The following is a 19,388-nucleotide window of genomic DNA, read 5'->3' on the forward strand; positions in this document are numbered from 1 at the left end:
TACGCAAAATTCCTCCCGCTTGCTGCAACGACGGGCTATGTAGGGGCATGACCGATCTATCGCCCCATATTCTGGTCGTGGACGACCACCGCGAAATTCGCGATGCCGTGACGCGCTATCTGGAAAAGAACGGGATGCGCGCAACGCCTGCTCGCGATGCCGCGGAAATGGACATGGCTCTGAAGGCCGGACGGTTCGATCTGATCGTTCTCGATGTGATGATGCCGGGCGAGGATGGGCTTTCCGCCGCGCGGCGCGTTTCGGCCAACGGCGGCCCGCCTATCCTGATGCTGAGCGCCTTGGGCGAGGAGACCGACCGCATCGTTGGTCTGGAAATCGGCGCCGACGACTATCTGGTGAAGCCTTTCAATCCTCACGAACTCCTGGCGCGGATCAAGGCCATCTTGCGACGTTCTGACCGGCCCGAGCCCATGGCCGGTACTCTTGGTGGGCGCAAGCTGGCCTTCGCAGGTTGGGTGCTCGACACCGATACCCGTACCCTCACGCATCGGGAAGGGCGAGAAGTCAGCCTGACAAGCGCCGAATTCAAGCTGCTGACAACCTTTCTGGAACGCCCGCGCTTCGTGTTATCGCGCGATCAGCTGTTGGACCTGACTTCCGGCCGGGTAGCCGAAGTTTTCGACCGTACCATCGACAACCAGGTCAGCCGCCTGCGCCGCAAGATCGAAGATGATGCGGCAAGCCCCAGGATCATCGCCACGATTCGGGCGGGTGGCTACAGCCTTGCCACCGATGTCCGAGAGGTGAGGTGATGCGGCTTGCCCCTCGCAGCCTGACCGGGCAGTTGGCACTGTTGATCCTGGCCGCCTTCCTGGCGGCCCAGTTCACAAGCCTCTGGCTTTTCACGGGTGAACGCGGGACCGCCTTGCAAGCCACCCTCAGAATTGAAACCGCCGAGCGGGCGGCGGCGGTCGTTCTCGCATTGGAAGCCGCCGAACCGGACAATCGCCCGGGCATCCTTGCCGCGGCCCGCTCGCATCATGCGCAATTCGAGGTCGGCGAGAGCGCGATCAGTTCGAAGGAAACTGGGCTATCTGCGGTTCGATCCAGGGCGACAGATGTGCTGGGAAGTCCGCGCGAGATTCGTGCCGAAGAAGTCGGGATCTCCCCACGCGACGGCCGTCCCATGACACCTCCCGCGGCACTTGCCTGGTTGCGTGAGCGGCTGCTGGCCGCAGGCATAGCTCCAACCGAACTTCGCCTGTCCGTGCTGTTGAAGGACGGGACCTGGCTGAATGTCCGCTCCCGCAACGACCTCCGGGATTTCCAGCTTCCTCCAGCTATCCTCGGCACGATTATGCTCTCGTTGGTGCTGATCATGGCCGCGCTCTGGCTTGGAATGCGGCGGATCACCGGACCGCTGAGACACCTTGTGCAGGCGGCGGAAGAGATGGGGATCGACGCTCCCGCATTTTCCATGCCGCGCGGCGGACCCGACGAGGTGCGCGCGCTGTCAGAGGCGATGGAGCGGATGCAGGCACGCATATCTGGCATGGTTGCCGACCGGACGCGAATGCTGGCGGCGCTGGGTCACGATCTTAGGTCGCCGATCACGGCTCTGCGCCTGCGTGCGGAGATGGTCGACGATGACGAGACGCGAGAGCGCATGGCGGCGATATTGGACGAAATGCAGGAAATGGTCGAGGCGACGCTGGCCTATGCCCGTGGCGTCTCGCCTGACCAGCCGATGGAACCGACCGACATTTCGCGACTGCTCTTGGAGCTCGCCTCTGAACTGAGCGAAACCGGACCGCAGGTGGTGCCCGGCACCATGGTACCGGTCACGTTACCGCTTCGGCGGACACCGATGCGGCGCGCCTTGCGCAACCTGATAGACAATGCCCAGCGTTACGGAGGCGGAGCGGTCATTGGTCTCAGTCGAATGGGCAGCAATGTCGTCATTTCCATCGATGATACAGGACCTGGCATACCCGATGCGGATCTCTCCCGCGTCTTCGAGCCCTTTACGAGGCTTGAACAATCCCGTTCTCGCGAGACCGGGGGTGTCGGCTTGGGTCTCCCCATAGCCCGGGCCATACTGAACGCCCATGGCGGGACGGTGGAGTTATCGAACCGGACGGAAGGCGGTCTGCGGGCGACAGTCACGCTACGAGGCGTGGCCACTCGGGAAGTATGACGCGGCTGCGTTTTTTCAGATTGGGTCAATCGGGATTCCAAATCTGTCAAAATAGAAGATACGTGAGCTCAATTTTGTTGCCACCACACAGAAGGACCTCAACAACTGCTCCGTCGCGGATAAAATGGGACTGCCAGTGGCCCATAATTGATGCGGGGTTCTCAAGGCGGAATGTCCGTCAGGCATAAACGGCAGCGACGAGGCGGCGGCAGGCATCGACCAGGTTCGGCTCCTGAAGCAGCGCGCCGCCGATCAGATACATGACGTCGTTGCCATAGGCCTCTCGCATTTCGGGCACGCGGCTGAAGGTCATGCCGCCACCCGGCGCGGCAATGATCGCCCTGGGTCCGCCAATGTCGACCGCACAAGCCCTCGCAATCGACAGGCACTCTTCGCGGGTAAAGCCGAAGCGCCCACCGAAGTTCGGGTAGATGACCGCGTCCACACCCATCAGCCGGTGCAAGGTGCCGAAGAAGGTGCGATGCGAGAAGCCGCATTCGGGGGAGACGACATTCGCGCCGGCAAAGGCCGGATGCGAGACGATGGGAAGCGAGAAGTCCGGATCTGCGGCAAGGGTGCGAAGGACATCGTAGCCGGTCAGTGCCGGAGCAATCATCACGGCGCCGGCGCCTGCTTCTTCCGCGCGTTTTGCGCGCTCGATGATGGAGGTCGCGGGACCGGTGATGTTCGGCACGAAGCTCGTCTTGCCGCCGCTCTTCGCATTCGCCTCGCCAACGGCTTCGACGCAGGCTCTCAGCCGCTCTTCAAAGGGCGATGTCTTCTGGTCGACCAGACCGTGATCGTCCTTCACGAAGTGCATGCCGCCGAGCGCGAAGTCACGGGCGAGGCGGGCAAGTTCGGCTGTCGAGAGGCCCACCGGCTTGATAGCCGACATGAGAAGGGGGGTCTCGCCTATACCCGCTTGGGCGCGAAGCCCGGCAATGCCGTGACGGGGGCCTTTGCAGAGGCCGAGAATCCCCGGCGAAAGGTCGATATCGTCTACCTTCAGGCCGGGTTTGATCGAGCTGTTGCCGAAGACGATGTTGAGGAATTGCAGGAAGTCGCCACCGACATCGTCTTCCGAATAGGAGATCGCCGCGCGGTAGCCCGCCCGACCTGCCGGGTCCTTCTCCAGCATTTCCAGCCTGCCGAGGATCTCGTCTTCGACATAGCCCTTCGGCACCGCGTTGCGGGGAATCTCGACGGTCTGTTCCAGTGCGATGTCGAGGGCACGGCCTTTCGCTTCCGCCGCATCGCCGGCACGGATGAAATAAGTGACGGTGAAGCGCAGGGCCATCAGAGTGCCTCCGCCTTCTGCGCGGAATGGACATGATCGAGGCGAACTTCCGCAAGTTCATCCTCATCGATCGCCAGTGGCTTATCGACAAGCTCCCCGATCGCGGTGACCAGCGCGCCGGCGTCAAGCCCATATTTCCTCATAAGATAGGGTTTTGAAGCGCCGTGGGCGAAGGTATCGTTGAGGCCGAGGCGCCTCAAACGGATGCCGAGTCCTTCTTCCGCGAGAATTTCCGCCACCAGCGAGCCGAGGCCGCCGACAATCGTGTGGTTCTCCAGCGTGACGATACCCTTCTTGCCGCGTGCGGCCTTCAGCAGGCCGTCACGGTCGAAGGGTTTCAGTGTCGACGCATGCAGATGAGTCAGGCCGATTCCCCTCGCCTTGAGCGGCCGCGTGGCGCGCAAGGCTTCTTCCGTGCAGACGCCGGAGGAGACGACGAGAATGTCGTCTCCTTCCGAAAGAACCCTGAGCTTGTTGAATTCGAACGGTGTGGCGAAGAGGCGGGGCACCTCGCCGCGCAGGACGCGGACATAGACCGGGCCGTCGATGCTGTCGGCGACCTCGAGCACGGTCTCGACTTCCGTTGCATCGCCCGTTTCCAGGATCGTCATGTTGGGTACGGCGCGCAGCACCGCGATGTCCTCAATCGCCTGGTGGGTGATGCCGCCCGGCGTGGTGATGCCGGGCAGGAAGCCCATCAGCCGGACCTTGCGGTTGGAATAGGCGATGGAATTGATCAACTGGTCGTAGGGTCGGCGATAGAGGAAGACCGAGAAGGTATGGATGAACGGTCGGAACCCCTGCATGGCAAGGCCGCCGGCGAAGGACAGCATGTTCTGCTCGGCCATGCCGAGCGACAGGAACTTTTCAGGATGCCGGTCGCGAAAACCGTCGACCTCGCAGGAGGAGGTGAGGTCGGCCGAGAGGCAGAGCACTTCGGGTCGAGCCGTGGCAAAGGTCTCGAAGGCCTTGGCGTAAGGACGGTTGACGATTTCGACCATGCTCAGGCCCCTTCCATCACTGTGAGATCGATGCCGAGTTCGGCGGCAAGCGCAGCCTGCATTTCCAGCCGCTCCTCCGCGCTCTTGAAGCGCACGTAGTGCAGGCGTGGGAAACGCTTCTTGAGGAAATCCATACCCTGATAGGGAGACGTATTGGCGAGGATGACAAGCGGCTTGCCGGCCTCCGCGCTGGCTCCTGCGGCGCGCAGCGCGCCGAGATCATGACCGTCCACCGAGCGGCAGCTGACGCCAAAGGACGCGACGCGCGCGGCGAGATTGCCGAGATCCAGGACTGAGGCCATGGCGCCGTCGCATTGCTGGCGGTTCACGTCGACGATGACGCGAATATTGTCGATCTTGTGATAGCTCATCGCCGCAAGGCATTCCCAGGTCTGCCCCTCCTGAAACTCACCATCGGACATGTAGACCCAGACCTTGCCGGGTTCCTTTTTTCTGAGCCGAGCCCACGCGACGCCCGACGCCATGGAAAGACCCTGCGCCAGCGAGCCGGTCGTGACTTCCATGCCGGGGCTATGCTCGGCGCCGATCATCTCGACCGAGCCGCCGTCCTTGTTGAAATGGTCGAGCGCATTTTCGTCCATACGGCCGGTCTCGATCAGCGCGGAATAGATGACGAGTGCATAGTGGGCGGGCGAGATGAAGAAGCGATCGTATTGCGGGCCGACGGGCCCGTGATAGCCAGCGCCCGTGAAGGCATCCGGATTGTGGGCCGAGGGTACGCCGCGGAACGGCAGCGGCACCTTCGGCAGCGTCGGTTCGCCAAGCTTCAGCAACTCATTATAGAGCAGCGCCAGGCTCTCGGCCGCCGAGCAGGCCTGACTGAGATAGCCTCCATTGTGTTTCATCGTGTGGAAGAACACGCGGCGGCGGATGCCGAGCGCGATCGCCTCGGTGGACTTTTCGTTGGTCAGGCTCATCGTCTCATCTCCGTTCCGGGAAGAGGGCCTTCAGGCCCTCAGGCGACGGCGTGGCGATGCCGCGCTCGGTAATGAGGCCGGTGATCAGGCGCGCCGGCGTGACGTCGAAGGCGGGGTTGGCGGCAGGGCTGCCTTCCGGCGAGATGCGCACGCTGGCAATCGAGCCGTCGGCGGCGCGACCCTGCACGAAGCTCACTTCGTCGGCGTTGCGCTCCTCGATCGGGATTTCCTTGACACCGTCATGCACAGTCCAGTCGATCGTTGGCGAGGGGAGTGCCACATAGAAAGGAACGTCGTTGTCGCGTGCGGCGAGGGCCTTCAGATAGGTGCCGATCTTGTTGCAGACATCGCCGTTCGCCGTCGTGCGGTCGGTGCCGACGATCACCATGTCGACATCGCCGCGTTGCATCAGATGGCCGCCTGCATTGTCGACAATCAGCGTGTGGGGCACACCATGGCCGTTCATTTCCCAGGCTGTGAGATAGGCGCCCTGGTTGCGCGGCCGGGTTTCATCGACATAGACGTGGACCGGAATGCCCGCTTCAACGGCCATGTAGATCGGTGCGGTCGCGGTTCCATAGTCGACAGTGGCAAGCCAGCCGGCGTTACAATGGGTAAGGATGCGCACGGGCTCGCCCGGCTTTTTCCTAGCAGCAATTTCACGGATCACCTCAAGGCCATGCGCGCCGATGGCGCGGTTGAGTTCGACGTCCTCTTCCGCGATCCCGGCGGCACGTCCATAGGCGGCTTCTGCGCGCGCGGCTTGCGGCAATGGACGCAGATGCTCGCGCATCGCATTCAGCGCCCAGCGCAAGTTGATGGCGGTCGGGCGGGTCTCGTTCAGCTCTTCCCAAACGGCGTCGAGATGCGCGTCGGACGGGTCCTTCGCCATGGCGATGGCGACGCCATAGGCGGCGGTGACGCCGATCAGCGGTGCGCCGCGCACCCACATATCGCGGATCGCGACGGCGACGTCGGCGACGGTCGTCATTGTGACGACGCGGAATTCATGCGGCAACCAGCGCTGGTCGATAATGTCGACGGCGCGGCCGTCCTCGTTCAGCCAGATCGTATGGTAGTGGCGTTCTCCGACTTTCACGCGAGAATCTCCTTTTCTAGCCGCTCCATCGTCTCGCGGATGTCGCGGAGGCTGTGGATGCGCTGCCGGTTGACGGCGAGGTGACGCCCGAGCTTCAGCGCCTTGATTTCACAGGGCGCGCGGCGGTCGGGGTCGGCGATGGTTTCGAAATCGGCGTTGTGGGCAAGGCCGAGGATGCGGCGGTGAATCTCGATGCCGGCAAAGCCCAGCATCTCGCACCAGATTTCGTCAATGACGCTGATGAGGGCCTGCTCGGCAGCGAGCGGATCATGGCGGTCCTCGAAAAGGCTTGCCTGATAGAGGATGCCCTTGCGCTCGGTGCGCCAGAGATGGGCGAATTCGGCGCGGAACGTTTCCCAAAGGGTATCGATCGTATCGAGCAGGTAGGCGCGCATCGCGTCGCGTGCGCCGGGTGCCGTCTCATGGCCGGCCTGCGAAAAATAGTTCATCCAGAAATTGGCGATCAGCATGCCGACGTCGAAGCTGATCGGGCCGTAAAAGGCGAATTCCGGGTCGATGACGCGTGTCTCGTCGTCGGTCACCATGACGGAACCGGTGTGCAGGTCGCCGTGGCACAGCGTTTCGGACTTGGCAGAGAAAAGGTGCTTGAGCCGCTGTGCCTCCACCTTGAGGTCGCGGTCGGCGCGCAGTTCGGCGACGAGCGGATCGAGCTGCGGCGTGGTGTGGCGGTTGAGCGGCGCTTCGAAATAGGGATCGGAAAAGACGAGGTTTTCCGTAATATCGCAAAGCTCGATATTGTCGGAGAACAGCGCGACATCCGCCTTCTTCTCACGGGTCACCATGAAAAGGTCGGAGCCGCGAAACAGCGTGCGGGCAACAAACAGGCCGAGGTCGCGGCCGATTTTCGGCAGCTTGCACCCGTCGATCAGCGCGCGCCGCAGGATGACATGCGGCGTCAGGAACTCCATGACGATGATGGCCTGCGCTTCGTCGAAGAACAGGACCTCCGGTACCATGCCGGGGTCGCGCGTACCCTGGCGCTTCAGCGCGTGATACTCGAAGAATGAGCGCTTGAGCGGTAGCGGCCAGCTTTCGCCCACCAAGCGCACATAGGGCAGCGCCTGCTTGACAATCACGGCTCCCGTCTCGCCCGTGACGATGAAGACCAGATTGAGGTTGCCGTCGCCGACTTCCTTGATGGTCCAGCGGGACGAATCGTCGCCGATCTTTTCTTTCACGGCGGCGTTTCCGCCCAGCCGAACCGGCAATGTCTCTGCGCTCAGCGCCTCGAAGACTTGGCTGTTCATGATGTTCCCCTCCTGCGCATGGGGCCGCCTCCACCGCGCGCCGCCATGCAGTCTTTGCGCAAAGCTAAGGCAACATTCTGTCAAATGTCAACGGCCTTGACATTTGATGAAGGCCTATCCTAACGTGGCGTCATTGGGAGGAATACATGAGCGAACAGGCGGTGTTTCGCATTGAGGGCGTGCGCAAATCCTTTGGGCCGGTACCGGTGCTGCAGGGGCTGGACCTCGACCTCAAGGCAGGCGCAGTGACGGTCTTGATGGGCGCCAATGGTGCCGGCAAATCCACGCTCGTGCGCATCCTCTCCGGCGTCTACACGCGGGACACCGGCACTATTGCGCTGGCCGGCAACGCCTTCGAACCGGCGACGCCGGCCGAGGCGATCCGTGCCGGCGTCGTCACCGTGCACCAGAACATCAATGACGGTGTCATCGCCGACCTCGATGTCGCGACCAATCTCACGCTCGACCGGCTGAACGGGCGCGGCGCCCCGCTGTTCTTCAATCCGCGACGGGTACGTCGCGAGGCCGCCGCCGTCGCGTCCCGCATGGGACTTGCGATTGATCTTTCGGCCAGCATCAACGGCCTGACACTCGCCGACCGCCAGATGGTGGCGATTGCGCGTGCCATGGCGCATGAGCCGAGGGTGCTGATCCTCGACGAACCGACCTCGTCGCTGTCAAGCGCGGAGGCCGATCGCCTGTTCGATCTCGTCGACCGCCTGAAGGTGCGCGGCGTCGCCATCCTCTACATTTCGCACCGCATGTCCGATATCCGTCGCCTTGCCGACAGCATCCTCACCCTGCGCGATGGCCGCATCACCGGCCGCTTCGAAGGACCTGAACTCGACTATGAAGGCGCGGTCAATGCCATGCTCGGCCGAAAGGTCTCCGCCGGCGAGGTTGCCGTGAGAGCGGCGGGCCGTCCGGTCTTTAGTGCGCGTGGTCTCAAGCTGTCCGGGCAGACGCGCCCCTTCGATTTTGAACTTGGCGATGGAGAGATCGTTGCCGTCACCGGCCTTGTCGGTGTGGGCAAGACTGCGCTCGCTGAAACGCTGTTTGGCGCCCACGCTCCGGCGGCCGGCGAGATGACGCTGGACGGCGCGCGCTATGCGCCGAAGACGACGAAACAGGCAATTGCGCGAGGCGTCTTTCTCGTTGCCAAGGACCGCGCGATCAGCGGCATCGTGCCGGATTTCAATATCTACGAGAATATCAGCCTGCCGTTCCTGCGCCGTCTCTCGTCCCTTGGCATTGCCAGCCGCCGGGCGGAGAAGGCAAAGGCGCGTCAGCAGATCGCCGAGCTCGGTGTCGTTTGCCGCAGCGAACGCGACGAGATGCAGACACTGTCGGGCGGCAATCAGCAGAAGGTGATGGTCGGCCGCTGGCTGTCCGAGCCGTCGCGCCTGCTCATCCTCGACGAACCCTTTCAGGGCGTCGACATTGCTGCCCGCCGCGATATCGGCGAGAAGCTGCGCGCATCCGCCGCCGGTCGCTCCACCATCCTTTTCCTGACGGAACTCGACGAAGCCTTCGAGGTCGCCGACCGCATCCTCGTGATGTCGGAACAGACCATCGTGGGCGAGCACCGCAATGCCGACATCAATGTCGAGCGACTGCTCTGCGAGATTGCCGGGCAATTCTATCAACAGGTCAGCGCATGATGATGAATGAAGAGAGCAAATCCGCGGCCAATGGCGCCGTTCCGCCCGCGGCCCTGAATATCCGGGAAACCGCGATCAAATACGGCTTCCTTGTGCTGCTTGCCGGCATGGTGCTCTATTTTTCGCTCGTTACCGGGGGCTTTGCCTCGCCGCAGAGTGCCGTCTTCATCCTGCAATCCGTGTCGATAACAGGTATTCTCGCGCTCGGCGTCACCGCGACGCTGGTCGTCGGCGGCTTCGACCTTTCGATCGGCTCTGTTGCCACCACGGCCATGATGGCCTCGTCCTATGTGATGGTGGTGATGGGCGGCGATGCGTTGACAGCGACGCTTGTCTGCCTTGCCGTCGGCATGATCGTCGGCCTCATCAATGGCATCATCATCGTCTATATGCGTGTACCGGATCTCTTGGCGACGCTCGGCATGATGTTCCTGCTGCTCGGCCTCCAGCGCATTCCGACCGAGGGGCGTTCGATCGCCGCGGGCATGACCCTTCCCGACGGTTCGACCGCGACGGGCACCTTCAGCCCGGCCTTCCTGGCGCTCGGTCGCCACCGTTTCGATCTGATCCTGCCCAACCTCGTGCCGGTCTCGGTGGTCGTGCTGATCGTGCTCGCGATCGTCATCTGGTTCTTCCTCGAATACACGCGCTTCGGACGCATGATGTATGCCGTCGGCTCCAACGAGCGCGCGGCCAGCCTCGCTGGTGCACCCGTGAATGCCTACAAGATCGCCGCCTATATCATCTCCGGTGTTTTCGCCTCGATCGGCGGCATCCTGCTTGCCGCCCGTCTCGGTCGCGGCGACATCGCCTCGGGCAACAACCTTCTTCTCGATGCTGTCGCTGCAGCCCTCATCGGCTTTGCCGTGCTCGGTGCCGCCAAGCCGAATGCCTTCGGCACAGCCATCGGTGCGCTGTTCGTCGGCATCCTGCTGCAGGGTCTGACGATGATGAACGCGCCCTACTACACACAGGATTTCGTCAAGGGCGCCGTACTTGTCATCGCCCTGATTTTCACCTTTGCACTCTCGAAAAGAGGCAAACGCTGAGGCGGGAGTCCTCGGCGGATAACTAAGGTTCACCAGTGGAGGAGACTGAAATGAATTTTACGCGTAGAACCCTGGGCAAAATTACGCTCGGGCTGATGTCCGCCACGGCATTCGCCGTGCCGTCCTTTGCCGCCGATATGCCGAAGCCGTTCGACAAGCCGGGCGACGTGAAGATCGCGCTCGTGCGTTATCTGTCGACCGGCGACTTCTTCCAGTCCTACCTTGCAGGCGTGGAGGCGCAGGCCAAGGCGCTCGGCGTTCAGCTTCAGGTTTTCGACAGCCGCCAGGACGCGGCGCTCCAGGCCGATATGGTCGATCAGGCCATTGCGCTTGGCGTACAGGGCATCATCATCCAGCACGGCCTGACGGAATCGATGAAGGAAGCCGCCCAGCGTGCGGTGGACGCCGGCATCAAGGTCGTCGCTTTCGACGTGAATGTCGAGAACGACAAGATCCCGCAGGTCGAGCAGTCCGACCGCGACCTGGCCCGCCTGGCGCTCGAGCAGGCCGTCAAGGACAATGGCGAGAGCTTCAAGGCTGGTTACGTCTACGTCGCCGGTATTGCGCCGCTCGACCGCCGCGACGAGACCTGGAAGGAGTTCAAGGCAAAGTATTCGGGAATCAACGAGGCCGCTCAGTTCGGCACGATGGACAACCCGATTGCCAATTCGGTCGCCAATCAGGCACGTTCGGTGATCTCCGCCAACCCCGATATCACCGTGATGTTTGCCCCCTACGACGAATTCGCCAAGGGCGTGAAGATCGCCGTCGACGAAGCGGGCCTGTCCTCCAGCGTCAAGATTTACTCGGCAGACATCTCGACCTCTGACATCGCCGCCATGCGCGAAACCGGTTCCGCCTGGGTCGCGACGGCTGCGACGAACCCGGCCGTGGTCGGTCAGGTTTCGGTGCGCTCGCTCGCCATGCTGCTCGCCGGCGAAGACCCGGGCAAGCAGGTCATCGTGCCGCCGACACTGATCACGCAGAAGGATCTCAACGATCAGGACATCAAGAACATGGAAGAGCTCGGCGTGAAGCTGCCGCAGTTTGCCCATGCCGATGTTGCCATGCCGGCATGGATGCCCAAGCCCTGATTTCCGATTGAGGGAAATGAACAAGGGGCGGTCCAGCGGGCCGCCCCTTCTGCATTGGTCGGTGGAAGACGGGGCAGGTGCCTGCCCCGTTCTAAAGATCAGCGCATTGCCGCCGCGATATTGCCGCCATCGACGGTGGTCACGTCGGCGGTCGTGCGTTCGGCGAGCGCGTGGTGCACGAAGGCGCGGGCCACGTCCTCGGCCGTCACCTCGAGGCCGAGCAGGTTGCCGCCCATGTACTCCTTGACGGAGAGCCCGCGGGCGGCGGCACGGTTGGCGATCATCTCGTCGTTGAGCAAGCCTGAGCGGATGCGATCGGCATTGACGGCGTTGACGCGGATATTGTCGGCGCCGTGCTCAAGTGCGTATTGGCGCGACAGGAAGAGCGTTGCTGCCTTCGGCAGGCCGTAGGCGCCGAATTTTGCGCCCGGATTGACCGCCTGCTTGGATGCATTGAACATCAGCACGCCGCCGGTTTTCTGCGCCTTCATGATGCGTACCGCATTCTGCGCCACGGTCTGGTGGGCGAAAAAGTTCAGCTCGAAGCTCTTGCGCAGCAGCGCGTCGTCCATCGTGGCGATCGGGCTTTCCCAGGCGGCACCGGCGTTGGATACGACGATGTCGACGCCGCCGAAGGTGGCGATCGTCTTGTCGAAGGCGGCGCGCACGGAAGCGGGATCGGTGATGTCACAAGCGATGCCGATCGAGCTGTTGCCGGCCGACTTGGCGACGGCCGCCGCCTTTTCGCCGTCGAGATCAAGCGCCACGACATGGGCGCCCTCGGCCGCGAAGGCCTTGACCACGGCGGCACCGATGGCGCCGGCACCGCCGGTGACCACGGCGATTTGGCCCGTGAAGGGTTTCGGCTTGGCGCCAGCCAGTTTCGCCTGTTCCAGCGACCAGTATTCAAGGTCGAAAAGATCCGGCCGGCTGACCGGCTCGAAGCGTCCGACGGATTCGGCGTCTCGCGCAGCCTCGATCCACATTTCTCCGACATCGACGGCGATCGTCGCATCCTTGAAAGTCCGCCCATGGCCAAACATGCCGAGGCCCGGCACCAGCGTCAGTCGCGGCATGGGATCGAGCATGATGCGCTTGACGTCGTCGCGGGCATCATTGCTGCGGAAATACTCGGTGTAATCGGCGATGAAGGCGGCGACCCGTTCATCGATGACGGCGCGATAGCCGGCGACGTCGTCCTTGGCCGGCGCCGTCAGGACCATGGGGCCGGTCTTGATGCGGATCGAGAGGTCGGGCGTGGAAACGCCGCGTGCCGCCATGTCGGTGACTTCCTCCGCATTCACGAAGTCGAGGATGGTCGGGGAGGTGCGGAACACGCTCACCATGCGGTCATAGCGACCTTCGCCCTTGGCAACGGCGACGGCGCCGCGCAGCAGGGGGGCGATATCGGTGACGCTTGCCAGCTCGGTCCGCAGGCTGGCTGGCGTGAAGGGATTGTGGCCGTTGTTCTTGACGTGATCCTCGGCGACCGTGACGTAGTGGATCATCCGGTCATAGGCTTCCTTGGCAGTGTCGCCGAAGGTGAAGATGCCGTGTTTGTCAAGGATCAGGCCCTCGACCGTGGGATCCTGCTCAAACACCTCTGCCGCCGCCTTGGCGAGCGCGAAACCGGGCATGATATAGGGCACGAAACCCATCTTGCTGCCGAAGAGTTCGGCGCTCATCTCCCGGCTCTTCGCCTGGTCGGCGATCGCGAGAATGGCGGTCGAATGGGTGTGATCGACGAATTTGTGCGGCAAGAAGGCGTGCAGCAGCGCCTCCACGGACGGGTTTGGAGCAGCCGGTTCGATCAAATTGGCACGCAGCAGCGTCACCATGTCCTCGTCGGAGAGTTTCTCTAGCTTGCGGCTTTTCAGAAGCGAGCCGATCTTGACGGCTGGCAGGCCAGCCGGTTCGATCGTGCCCATGTCCCAGCCGCTGCCCTTGACGCACAGAACGGCATGCGTGTCGCCGACGAGGTCGGTCATCTCGGTCTTGACCGAGGTATTGCCGCCGCCGTGCAGCACGAGCCTCGGCTCACCGCCGAGCAGGCGTGTCGTATAGGTGCGTAGCGCCAGGTCACGGTTGACGCCTTTGGCGGCATAGCTTGCAACGACCTTTTCCGCCTCGTCGTCGCGCCAGAGATTTTCCATCGTGTTCAGCCTCCCGATAAACCGGCCCGGCCGGCATCGGCGGACCCATTCTTTTAGAGGTTCAAGCCATGCTTAAACCGCCCTTACCGAGCCGCTCGCGGCTCCAGTGTTCCAGAACCCGCCGTGCCATTGAGCTGGTGATGACCAGATGCGAGGCAAACCCACCCTTCAGCGCCGCGATCAGCGGCTCGAATTTGTTGTCTTCCTGCACGACGAGCATCCGCTTCTTGATCGCGCGGATGGAATCAAGATCGGCAGAGATGCAGCGTCGATTATGCGCGCAATCCATCCAGCGGCCGTCGTGGTCGATGAGCTGTCCGGCAATGACGCCGGCCGCCCCCTTTTCACCCATTTCATGCATGCCTTGCGCTGAAAGAGCACCGCATTTGACGAGATGGCTGTCTTCCTCGATGCCGCCGACGGAATAGAGTGCCAGCTGGCAATCGGATATCGCCGCGAGTTGCTCCCGGATGACTGGTTCGCCGCGTAACTCCTCGGCAAGGCGCTCCGAGGAGAGCACGAGAGGGGCATAGAAGTTGATGCCTTCCGCATTGAGGCGACGGGCGATTTCGGTCGTACATTGGTCGGGGCGATAGGAGTAGGGTGCGCCGAGATTGCCACAGAGCTGCACGACAGTGACACCGCGCAGATCCGCGAAGGGCATGACGTCGGCAATGTGGTAGACGGTGCGGCCCCAGGCCACGCCAACCCGCTCGCCCTTGTTTATGAGTTCGAGGAAGACCGAGGCGGCGACCACCGGCATTTCGGCGGCGGGGTCCATGGCCTGCCGGTCCTCCGGCACGATCCATGCCGTCGTCAGCCCTGTCGCGTCCTCCAGCTCGCGGGCGAGGACGTCATCGGAGAATAGTTCTGACGAGGTAGTGATCGTAACAATGCCGATCTCGCGCGCACGGCGCAGATACATAGCGACCGAGGCTCGAGAAATCTCCAGCCTTTGGGCTACTTCGTCCTGGCGCAGGCCATGCGTGTAGTAAAGCCAAGCGGCCTTGTGGATGATTTGATCGGCGGCGCGGATCGGCATGGTTGTCCTTCATGAGGTCGTTGCTGACATAATTCATCAACGCTGACAAAAGTCAATGTGGTGCTTTCGCCTCGTTTATTGATTCTGAAATGAGCTTCAGCACAGAACATTTCTTTTGGTCGGCCTCGTTACCGAGTGTTCGACGAATGATTGAGGTCCAGATGCCGGGTTTCGAGGCGCTTCGGGATACGGAGAGCTGCTACGCCGTCCTCGGACATGAAACGATGCATTGGCCGATAGCCGGAATATGCCGTACTGCATTTCGAGGGCGTTGATTTCGCTAGTCAGCTGCACGCGACAGGGTCGCTGTATCCGCTGACATGAGCAGCCCGTCGCCTGAGCAATCCAGCTCTGCCAGCGTCAATTCCGCTACCTGTGTGCTATCCTTTCTCCGGCGTGGCCTTGACATTGATGCCAAGGAAGGGACCGAGGATATCCAGGTCACTTGCGATGTCCGCGAGTGTGTATTTATCGAGGACAGCCAGAAATGCGGCCAGTGCTTCGTGCAGCATGCCTTTGAGTTGACAGGCCGGCGAAATTGCGCAGGGGCGGCCCTGCGCCTGCATGCATTCGGCGAGCGAAAACTCCTCCTCGGTTGCACGGACCAACGCTCCCAGTACGATCTCCCCCGGCGGCTTGACCAGCCGGACGCTCCCGGCCCGGCCACGGGTTGTTTCGACGAATCCCAGATCACGCAGGGTCTGGGCCACTTTCAGAAGGTGATTGCGCGGAAGCTGGTAGGCCTCCGCGACATCATTGACCGTGCACAGATCGTCGGGTTGTGTCGCCATATAGATCAGCATTCGCAAGGCATAGTCGGTGTGAAGGGTCATTCGCATGGGCATAGCCTCGCAGCTGTCGTCGGCTCTGAATACCAAAAGAGGTATTACAGATCCGCGTGATCGTTCTGGCCGCGATCAAATTCCCATGCTTCCTATTCCTCTTCGCTGCCGGCGCACAACAATCAAAGTCGCTCACGATGTCGTGATAGCGGCGATTCCGCAGAAGACCGTCTGCTGGATTTTCAGGGAATAGCCGCCCTCGGCGTATTCAGGCGGGCTCCCCAGTCTTCCACCTCACCGCTTCGCAAGCGGCGCTCGGCCAGATCGCGCCAGCTTTCCGGGAGCCCGGAAAGGGCGGCAAAAGCGGCCAGAGCCGGGCGATCGAGCTTGTCTCTGTAGAATAGATCCGTGACCCGTGTCAGTGGCCAATCAGCTGCGGGACGTTCCTCAAGCGAAGCATGGTCGCCCGCCTTGATCTGGCCCGGTTCTATCACACGGAAATACCAACCGGAGCGACCAGTCGCCTGCACCCGGCGCGCCATGTCGGGCACCTCAAAGCGGATATTCAGCTTCCAGCAGGGCTGCCTGCCTTGGGAGACTTCCAGCAGTGCTTGTCCAACCCGCCACCGATCTCCCAGACAAAGATCAGCCTCGGTCGCGCCTTCGACCACCAGGTTTTCTCCGAAGCCGCCGGTTCGGAAATGATCTGCGGCTTCCGGAAGGTCCAGCGCCCATTTGGGATAGTGCGCCGCGCTATAGGCATGGATCGCCTTGTCCACACCACCGTGGTGGCGAAGATCTGCCTGTTCGTCGCCCACTAGTCCGAGCGCACTTGCCAGCAGCGGAGTTGTAACGGATCGTTTGTCGATCGCCGACCGAGCCGTTCCTGGTCCAAAGGCTTTCGCCCCACCAATTCTGACTTCAGCAATTGCAAACTGCCTTGTCTGGGCGGGCAATTCCGTCTCTCCGGTCATGTGCAATCTCACAGTCGGTTTTGCAGAAGCCGGCATTTGAGTTCTTTGCGTGAAGACAAAGACCCTGCCCCCAACTGCTGCATTGTAGCCGCGGACCTGTGGAAGGGGAACCAAAACATATGATATCGGCAAATGGAAGGAAATCCGTCGTGGACGCATCTTCGGATGAGCGCTGTCGTGACTGGGATCCCCGTAGCGCAGAGGTTCAGATCGACCAAATCCGTGCCTATGATCATATGCGCGAAACCTGTCCGGTCGCCTGCAGCGACTATCTCGGTTGGTCCTTTTTCCGCCATGCCGATATTTTGCAGATTCTCACCGATCACGAAACGTTCAGCAATGTTGTCTCACGGCACCCGTCGGTGCCTAACGGCATGGACCCTCCGCAACACACCGTCTATCGGCGGATGATCGATCCCTATTTCACCCAGGAACGGGTCGAAGCCTTCGAACCCGAATGTCGCCGGATAGCCGGCGATCTTCTCAAGGCGCTCAGGGACGCCCCATCCTTCGAAGTGATGGCCTGTCTCGCCGAGCCCTATGCCGTCAGAATCCAGTGCGGCTTTCTCGGCTGGCCCGCATCGCTGCATGAGCCTTTGCTTCAATGGGTGCGCAAGAATCGCGAAGCCACGCTTGCGCGCGATACCGATGCCATGGCAGCCATCGCCCTCGAGTTCGACGGGCATATCCGCTCCCAGCTCGAATTGCGAGAAGAGGCTGGTAGCGCCGCGCCGGACGACATCACCACCAGCCTCGTCCGCCAGACGGTAGACGGCAAGCGGCTCGATCACGGCGAAATCGTGAGCATCCTGCGCAACTGGACGGTGGGGGAACTGGGTACGATTGCGGCCTGCGTCGGCATCATCGTGCATTTTCTTGTCGAAAACCCCGGGGCCCAGACCCAGCTACGCCTCGATCGCTCGGGCCTTTCGGCCGCGATTGAGGAAATTCTGCGCATACACGGACCGTTGATATCGAGCCGACGAACGGTATTGCGGCCCGTGGTAATCGGTGGGCGTCGGATGGGGGCCGGGGAGCGGATGACGGTGATCTGGGCTTCGGCCAATCGCGATGCCCGGGTCTTCGAGGCGGCTGATCAGTATTGCCCCGAACGCGACCAGACACCAAACCTGCTTTACGGCGCGGGCATCCACATTTGTCCGGGTGCTGCTCTGGCGAGAATGCAGCTGAGGGTCATGATCGATGAACTGCTGAGCACGATTGGGCCGTTTTCGCTTCTGAAGGGTGCCGAGCCATGGCGTGCGGTCTATCCCGCAAGCGGCTTCGCGGCAGTTTTCCTGCGGACCGACTACTAGGGGCACGCGAAGGATCGCTTCGTTTAGCTTGCTCGGGATCAAGAGCTGGAGCGAAGGATATCGCTATGTCTAATTTCGGATAGCTGCAAAACGGGAGGGTAATATGGGTATCGTCGAAAGAATCGCCACGAGGTTGGAGCACCAGTCGTATTTGATGAGCGTGATGATGGATCGGCTGGGCGTCAATCAGGAATTGGCAGGACAGGAACAGCTCGGACTGAGCTTGGCGCGGGCGGTGAGATCCTGCCTTTTCTGTCGCCACAGCGACGCATGCAAAGTGTGGCTTTCGCATTGCGAAGGCCAGCCGAAAGCGGCACCGGAATTCTGTGGCAACCGGCGCTTCTTCGGCGCCCACAGCTAGGGGCTGTTTCCAAGAGAAGCGCGATTCCGCTTCAGCTCCTGCGGATTTCAAGCCGGGCAGCGCCGCGACCCGAAACGGGGACGCAGGACGCGGCGGACCGATGTCTCTCGCGTCCCGCAAGGATTCTGCTACCTATCGACGCTCCTATGCACGCCGGCCTCGGTGAATGTCGCCATGCCGAGGTGGCATCTCAACGCTGCCCTTGCCACAAGGGTGGCCAATACTGCTCCGGTTCCTTCGCCCAGTCGCAGATCAAGATCGAGAAGCGGCCGAAATCCGAGATGGGCGAGAAGCCGCCGATGCCCGGGCTCCATCGAGCTGTGACCGACCATGCAGTGCGCCAGGCCTCCAGGTCCGCTGCAGTGGAGCGCGAGGGCGGCTGCCGAGCAGATGAAACCATCGAGCATGACCGGTATCGCAAGCAGGCGCGCCGCGACAATCGATCCGGCCATCGCGGCGATTTCGCGTCCGCCCAGGATGCGCAAGGCGTCCAGCCCGTCGCTTATGGCGTTTCCATGCAGTCTAACGGCCTCGGAGACAACCTCGACCTTGCGCTCTACCGTTCCGATCGAGATCCCGGACCCTCGCCCGCACCAGTCCGCCGGGTTGCCGCCCAGAAGGGCGAAGCATATGGCCGAGGCAGCAGTGGTGTTGCCGATGCCCATCTCGCCGGGGCAAAGCACGCTGGCGCCCGGTCGAACCGCATGCATCCCGGACTGGAATGCATCGAGGAACTCGCCCTCGGTCATGGCCGGGGCATGTAGGAAGTTGTTGACGGGACGAGCCAGCTCAAGCGGCACGACGGTCACCTTGGCGCCGAGTTCGGCACTCAACTGATTGATAGCCGCTCCGCCGCGCTCGAAGTTCTGCACCATCTGCTCTGTGACAACCGGAGGATAGGCCGACACACCGGTTTCTGCCACGCCGTGATTGCCCGCGAAAACGCACACTTGCGGATCATCCATGACAGGGGGGTAGCGTCCTTGCCAGCGGGCCAGCCAGGCGACGATTTCTTCGAGCCTGCCGAGACTTCCCGGCGGCTTTGTCAATATCTCCTCTCGCGCTGCCGCTGCGCCTGCTGCGTGTTCGTTTCCGGGCGGCAGGTCCTGCAGCATTCGGCGCAGGGCTGAGAGGTCTTTTATGGGTGCAAGGGACTGTTGCCTTGTCGGAAGGCTGTTTGGGTCAGACATACGGG

Annotated in this window: 17 protein-coding genes; 7 read left to right on the forward strand and 10 right to left on the reverse strand. The window is 62.1% G+C overall.

Annotated elements, in window-relative coordinates:
* The first annotated feature begins 47 nt into the window (after positions 1-47).
* Together L867_RS0115625 and L867_RS0115630 are read left to right on the forward strand one after the other, a co-directional pair.
* Complete coding sequence (locus L867_RS0115625; protein WP_028737748.1) at positions 48-773, forward strand: response regulator; 726 nt, start codon at positions 48-50, stop codon at positions 771-773.
* On the forward strand, positions 773-2,158 hold the full coding sequence (locus L867_RS0115630) for an ATP-binding protein (RefSeq protein ID WP_028737749.1): 1,386 nt from the start codon (positions 773-775) through the stop codon (positions 2,156-2,158). The genes L867_RS0115625 and L867_RS0115630 overlap by 1 nt, the downstream gene beginning before the upstream one ends.
* Positions 2,159-2,336: 178 nt before the next feature.
* On the opposite strand, the gene L867_RS0115635 is transcribed toward L867_RS0115630, so the two are convergent.
* From L867_RS0115635 to mtnK, 5 genes are read right to left on the reverse strand one after another with little or no spacing between them, the layout of a single operon-like run.
* Positions 2,337-3,455, reverse strand: a complete 1,119-nt coding sequence (locus tag L867_RS0115635; protein ID WP_028737750.1) for a RuBisCO large subunit C-terminal-like domain-containing protein — start codon at positions 3,453-3,455, stop codon at positions 2,337-2,339.
* Complete coding sequence (locus L867_RS0115640) at positions 3,455-4,456, reverse strand: transketolase family protein (protein WP_028737751.1); 1,002 nt, start codon at positions 4,454-4,456, stop codon at positions 3,455-3,457. Before L867_RS0115640 ends, L867_RS0115635 begins: the two co-directional genes overlap by 1 nt.
* Positions 4,457-4,458: 2 nt before the next feature.
* Positions 4,459-5,394: a transketolase gene (locus tag L867_RS0115645; RefSeq protein WP_028737752.1), complete on the reverse strand. Its 936-nt coding sequence runs from the start codon at positions 5,392-5,394 to the stop codon at positions 4,459-4,461.
* A gap of 4 nt (positions 5,395-5,398) precedes the next feature.
* Positions 5,399-6,493 carry an S-methyl-5-thioribose-1-phosphate isomerase gene (gene mtnA, locus L867_RS0115650; RefSeq protein ID WP_028737753.1) on the reverse strand — a complete coding sequence of 365 codons (1,095 nt, stop codon included), beginning with the start codon at positions 6,491-6,493 and terminating at the stop codon, positions 5,399-5,401.
* A complete protein-coding gene (gene mtnK, locus L867_RS0115655; protein WP_028737754.1) occupies positions 6,490-7,761 on the reverse strand; it encodes an S-methyl-5-thioribose kinase in 1,272 nt (423 codons plus the stop codon). Before mtnK ends, mtnA begins: the two co-directional genes overlap by 4 nt.
* Positions 7,762-7,907: 146 nt before the next feature.
* Between mtnK and L867_RS0115660 the strand changes: the two genes are divergently transcribed.
* From L867_RS0115660 to L867_RS0115670, 3 genes are read left to right on the forward strand one after another with little or no spacing between them, the layout of a single operon-like run.
* Complete coding sequence (locus L867_RS0115660; RefSeq protein ID WP_028737755.1) at positions 7,908-9,422, forward strand: sugar ABC transporter ATP-binding protein; 1,515 nt, start codon at positions 7,908-7,910, stop codon at positions 9,420-9,422.
* Positions 9,422-10,471 (forward strand): ABC transporter permease, encoded by a 1,050-nt coding sequence (locus tag L867_RS0115665; RefSeq protein ID WP_028737756.1) that lies wholly within the window; start codon positions 9,422-9,424, stop codon positions 10,469-10,471. Before L867_RS0115660 ends, L867_RS0115665 begins: the two co-directional genes overlap by 1 nt.
* Positions 10,472-10,521: 50 nt before the next feature.
* Positions 10,522-11,565: a substrate-binding domain-containing protein gene (locus L867_RS0115670; RefSeq protein ID WP_028737757.1), complete on the forward strand. Its 1,044-nt coding sequence runs from the start codon at positions 10,522-10,524 to the stop codon at positions 11,563-11,565.
* 98 nt (positions 11,566-11,663) lie between these two features.
* Here L867_RS0115670 and L867_RS0115675 read toward each other — a convergent pair whose 3' ends face one another.
* From L867_RS0115675 to L867_RS26990, 4 genes are all read right to left on the reverse strand, one after another.
* A complete protein-coding gene (locus L867_RS0115675) occupies positions 11,664-13,718 on the reverse strand; it encodes a bifunctional aldolase/short-chain dehydrogenase (protein ID WP_028737758.1) in 2,055 nt (684 codons plus the stop codon).
* A gap of 61 nt (positions 13,719-13,779) precedes the next feature.
* Positions 13,780-14,760, reverse strand: a complete 981-nt coding sequence (locus L867_RS0115680) for a sugar-binding transcriptional regulator (RefSeq protein WP_028737759.1) — start codon at positions 14,758-14,760, stop codon at positions 13,780-13,782.
* Between the two features lie 380 nt (positions 14,761-15,140).
* Entirely contained in the window at positions 15,141-15,593 is a 453-nt protein-coding gene (locus L867_RS0115685; RefSeq protein ID WP_232363945.1) for an Rrf2 family transcriptional regulator, read from the reverse strand.
* Positions 15,594-15,784: 191 nt separating this feature from the next.
* Positions 15,785-16,516, reverse strand: coding sequence for an MOSC domain-containing protein (locus tag L867_RS26990; RefSeq protein WP_084638589.1), 732 nt, complete (start codon positions 16,514-16,516; stop codon positions 15,785-15,787).
* A gap of 149 nt (positions 16,517-16,665) precedes the next feature.
* Between L867_RS26990 and L867_RS0115695 the strand changes: the two genes are divergently transcribed.
* Together L867_RS0115695 and L867_RS25495 are read left to right on the forward strand one after the other, a co-directional pair.
* Positions 16,666-17,832: a cytochrome P450 gene (locus tag L867_RS0115695; protein WP_028737762.1), complete on the forward strand. Its 1,167-nt coding sequence runs from the start codon at positions 16,666-16,668 to the stop codon at positions 17,830-17,832.
* A gap of 103 nt (positions 17,833-17,935) precedes the next feature.
* Complete coding sequence (locus tag L867_RS25495; protein ID WP_037173569.1) at positions 17,936-18,193, forward strand: DUF6455 family protein; 258 nt, start codon at positions 17,936-17,938, stop codon at positions 18,191-18,193.
* A 128-nt stretch (positions 18,194-18,321) separates the two neighbouring features.
* Here L867_RS25495 and cobT read toward each other — a convergent pair whose 3' ends face one another.
* Entirely contained in the window at positions 18,322-19,383 is a 1,062-nt protein-coding gene (gene cobT / locus L867_RS0115705; RefSeq protein WP_051439027.1) for a nicotinate-nucleotide--dimethylbenzimidazole phosphoribosyltransferase, read from the reverse strand.
* Between the last annotated feature and the right edge of the window lie 5 nt (positions 19,384-19,388).

It is taken from the genome of Paenirhizobium selenitireducens ATCC BAA-1503 (genome assembly GCF_000518785.1).
Classification (GTDB): Bacteria; Pseudomonadota; Alphaproteobacteria; order Rhizobiales; family Rhizobiaceae; genus Allorhizobium; species Allorhizobium selenitireducens.

Coding starts and splice junctions, on each gene's coding strand:
- L867_RS0115625 (WP_028737748.1), top strand. CDS start 48: ATGACCGATCTATCGCCCCATATTCTGGTCGTGGACGACCACCGCGAA.
- L867_RS0115630 (WP_028737749.1), top strand. CDS start 773: ATGCGGCTTGCCCCTCGCAGCCTGACCGGGCAGTTGGCACTGTTGATC.
- L867_RS0115635 (WP_028737750.1), bottom strand. CDS start 3,455: ATGGCCCTGCGCTTCACCGTCACTTATTTCATCCGTGCCGGCGATGCG.
- L867_RS0115640 (WP_028737751.1), bottom strand. CDS start 4,456: ATGGTCGAAATCGTCAACCGTCCTTACGCCAAGGCCTTCGAGACCTTT.
- L867_RS0115645 (WP_028737752.1), bottom strand. CDS start 5,394: ATGAGCCTGACCAACGAAAAGTCCACCGAGGCGATCGCGCTCGGCATC.
- mtnK (WP_028737754.1), bottom strand. CDS start 7,761: ATGAACAGCCAAGTCTTCGAGGCGCTGAGCGCAGAGACATTGCCGGTT.
- L867_RS0115660 (WP_028737755.1), top strand. CDS start 7,908: ATGAGCGAACAGGCGGTGTTTCGCATTGAGGGCGTGCGCAAATCCTTT.
- L867_RS0115665 (WP_028737756.1), top strand. CDS start 9,422: ATGATGAATGAAGAGAGCAAATCCGCGGCCAATGGCGCCGTTCCGCCC.
- L867_RS0115670 (WP_028737757.1), top strand. CDS start 10,522: ATGAATTTTACGCGTAGAACCCTGGGCAAAATTACGCTCGGGCTGATG.
- L867_RS0115675 (WP_028737758.1), bottom strand. CDS start 13,718: ATGGAAAATCTCTGGCGCGACGACGAGGCGGAAAAGGTCGTTGCAAGC.
- L867_RS0115680 (WP_028737759.1), bottom strand. CDS start 14,760: ATGCCGATCCGCGCCGCCGATCAAATCATCCACAAGGCCGCTTGGCTT.
- L867_RS0115685 (WP_232363945.1), bottom strand. CDS start 15,593: ATGACCCTTCACACCGACTATGCCTTGCGAATGCTGATCTATATGGCG.
- L867_RS26990 (WP_084638589.1), bottom strand. CDS start 16,516: ATGACCGGAGAGACGGAATTGCCCGCCCAGACAAGGCAGTTTGCAATT.
- L867_RS25495 (WP_037173569.1), top strand. CDS start 17,936: ATGGGTATCGTCGAAAGAATCGCCACGAGGTTGGAGCACCAGTCGTAT.
- cobT (WP_051439027.1), bottom strand. CDS start 19,383: ATGTCTGACCCAAACAGCCTTCCGACAAGGCAACAGTCCCTTGCACCC.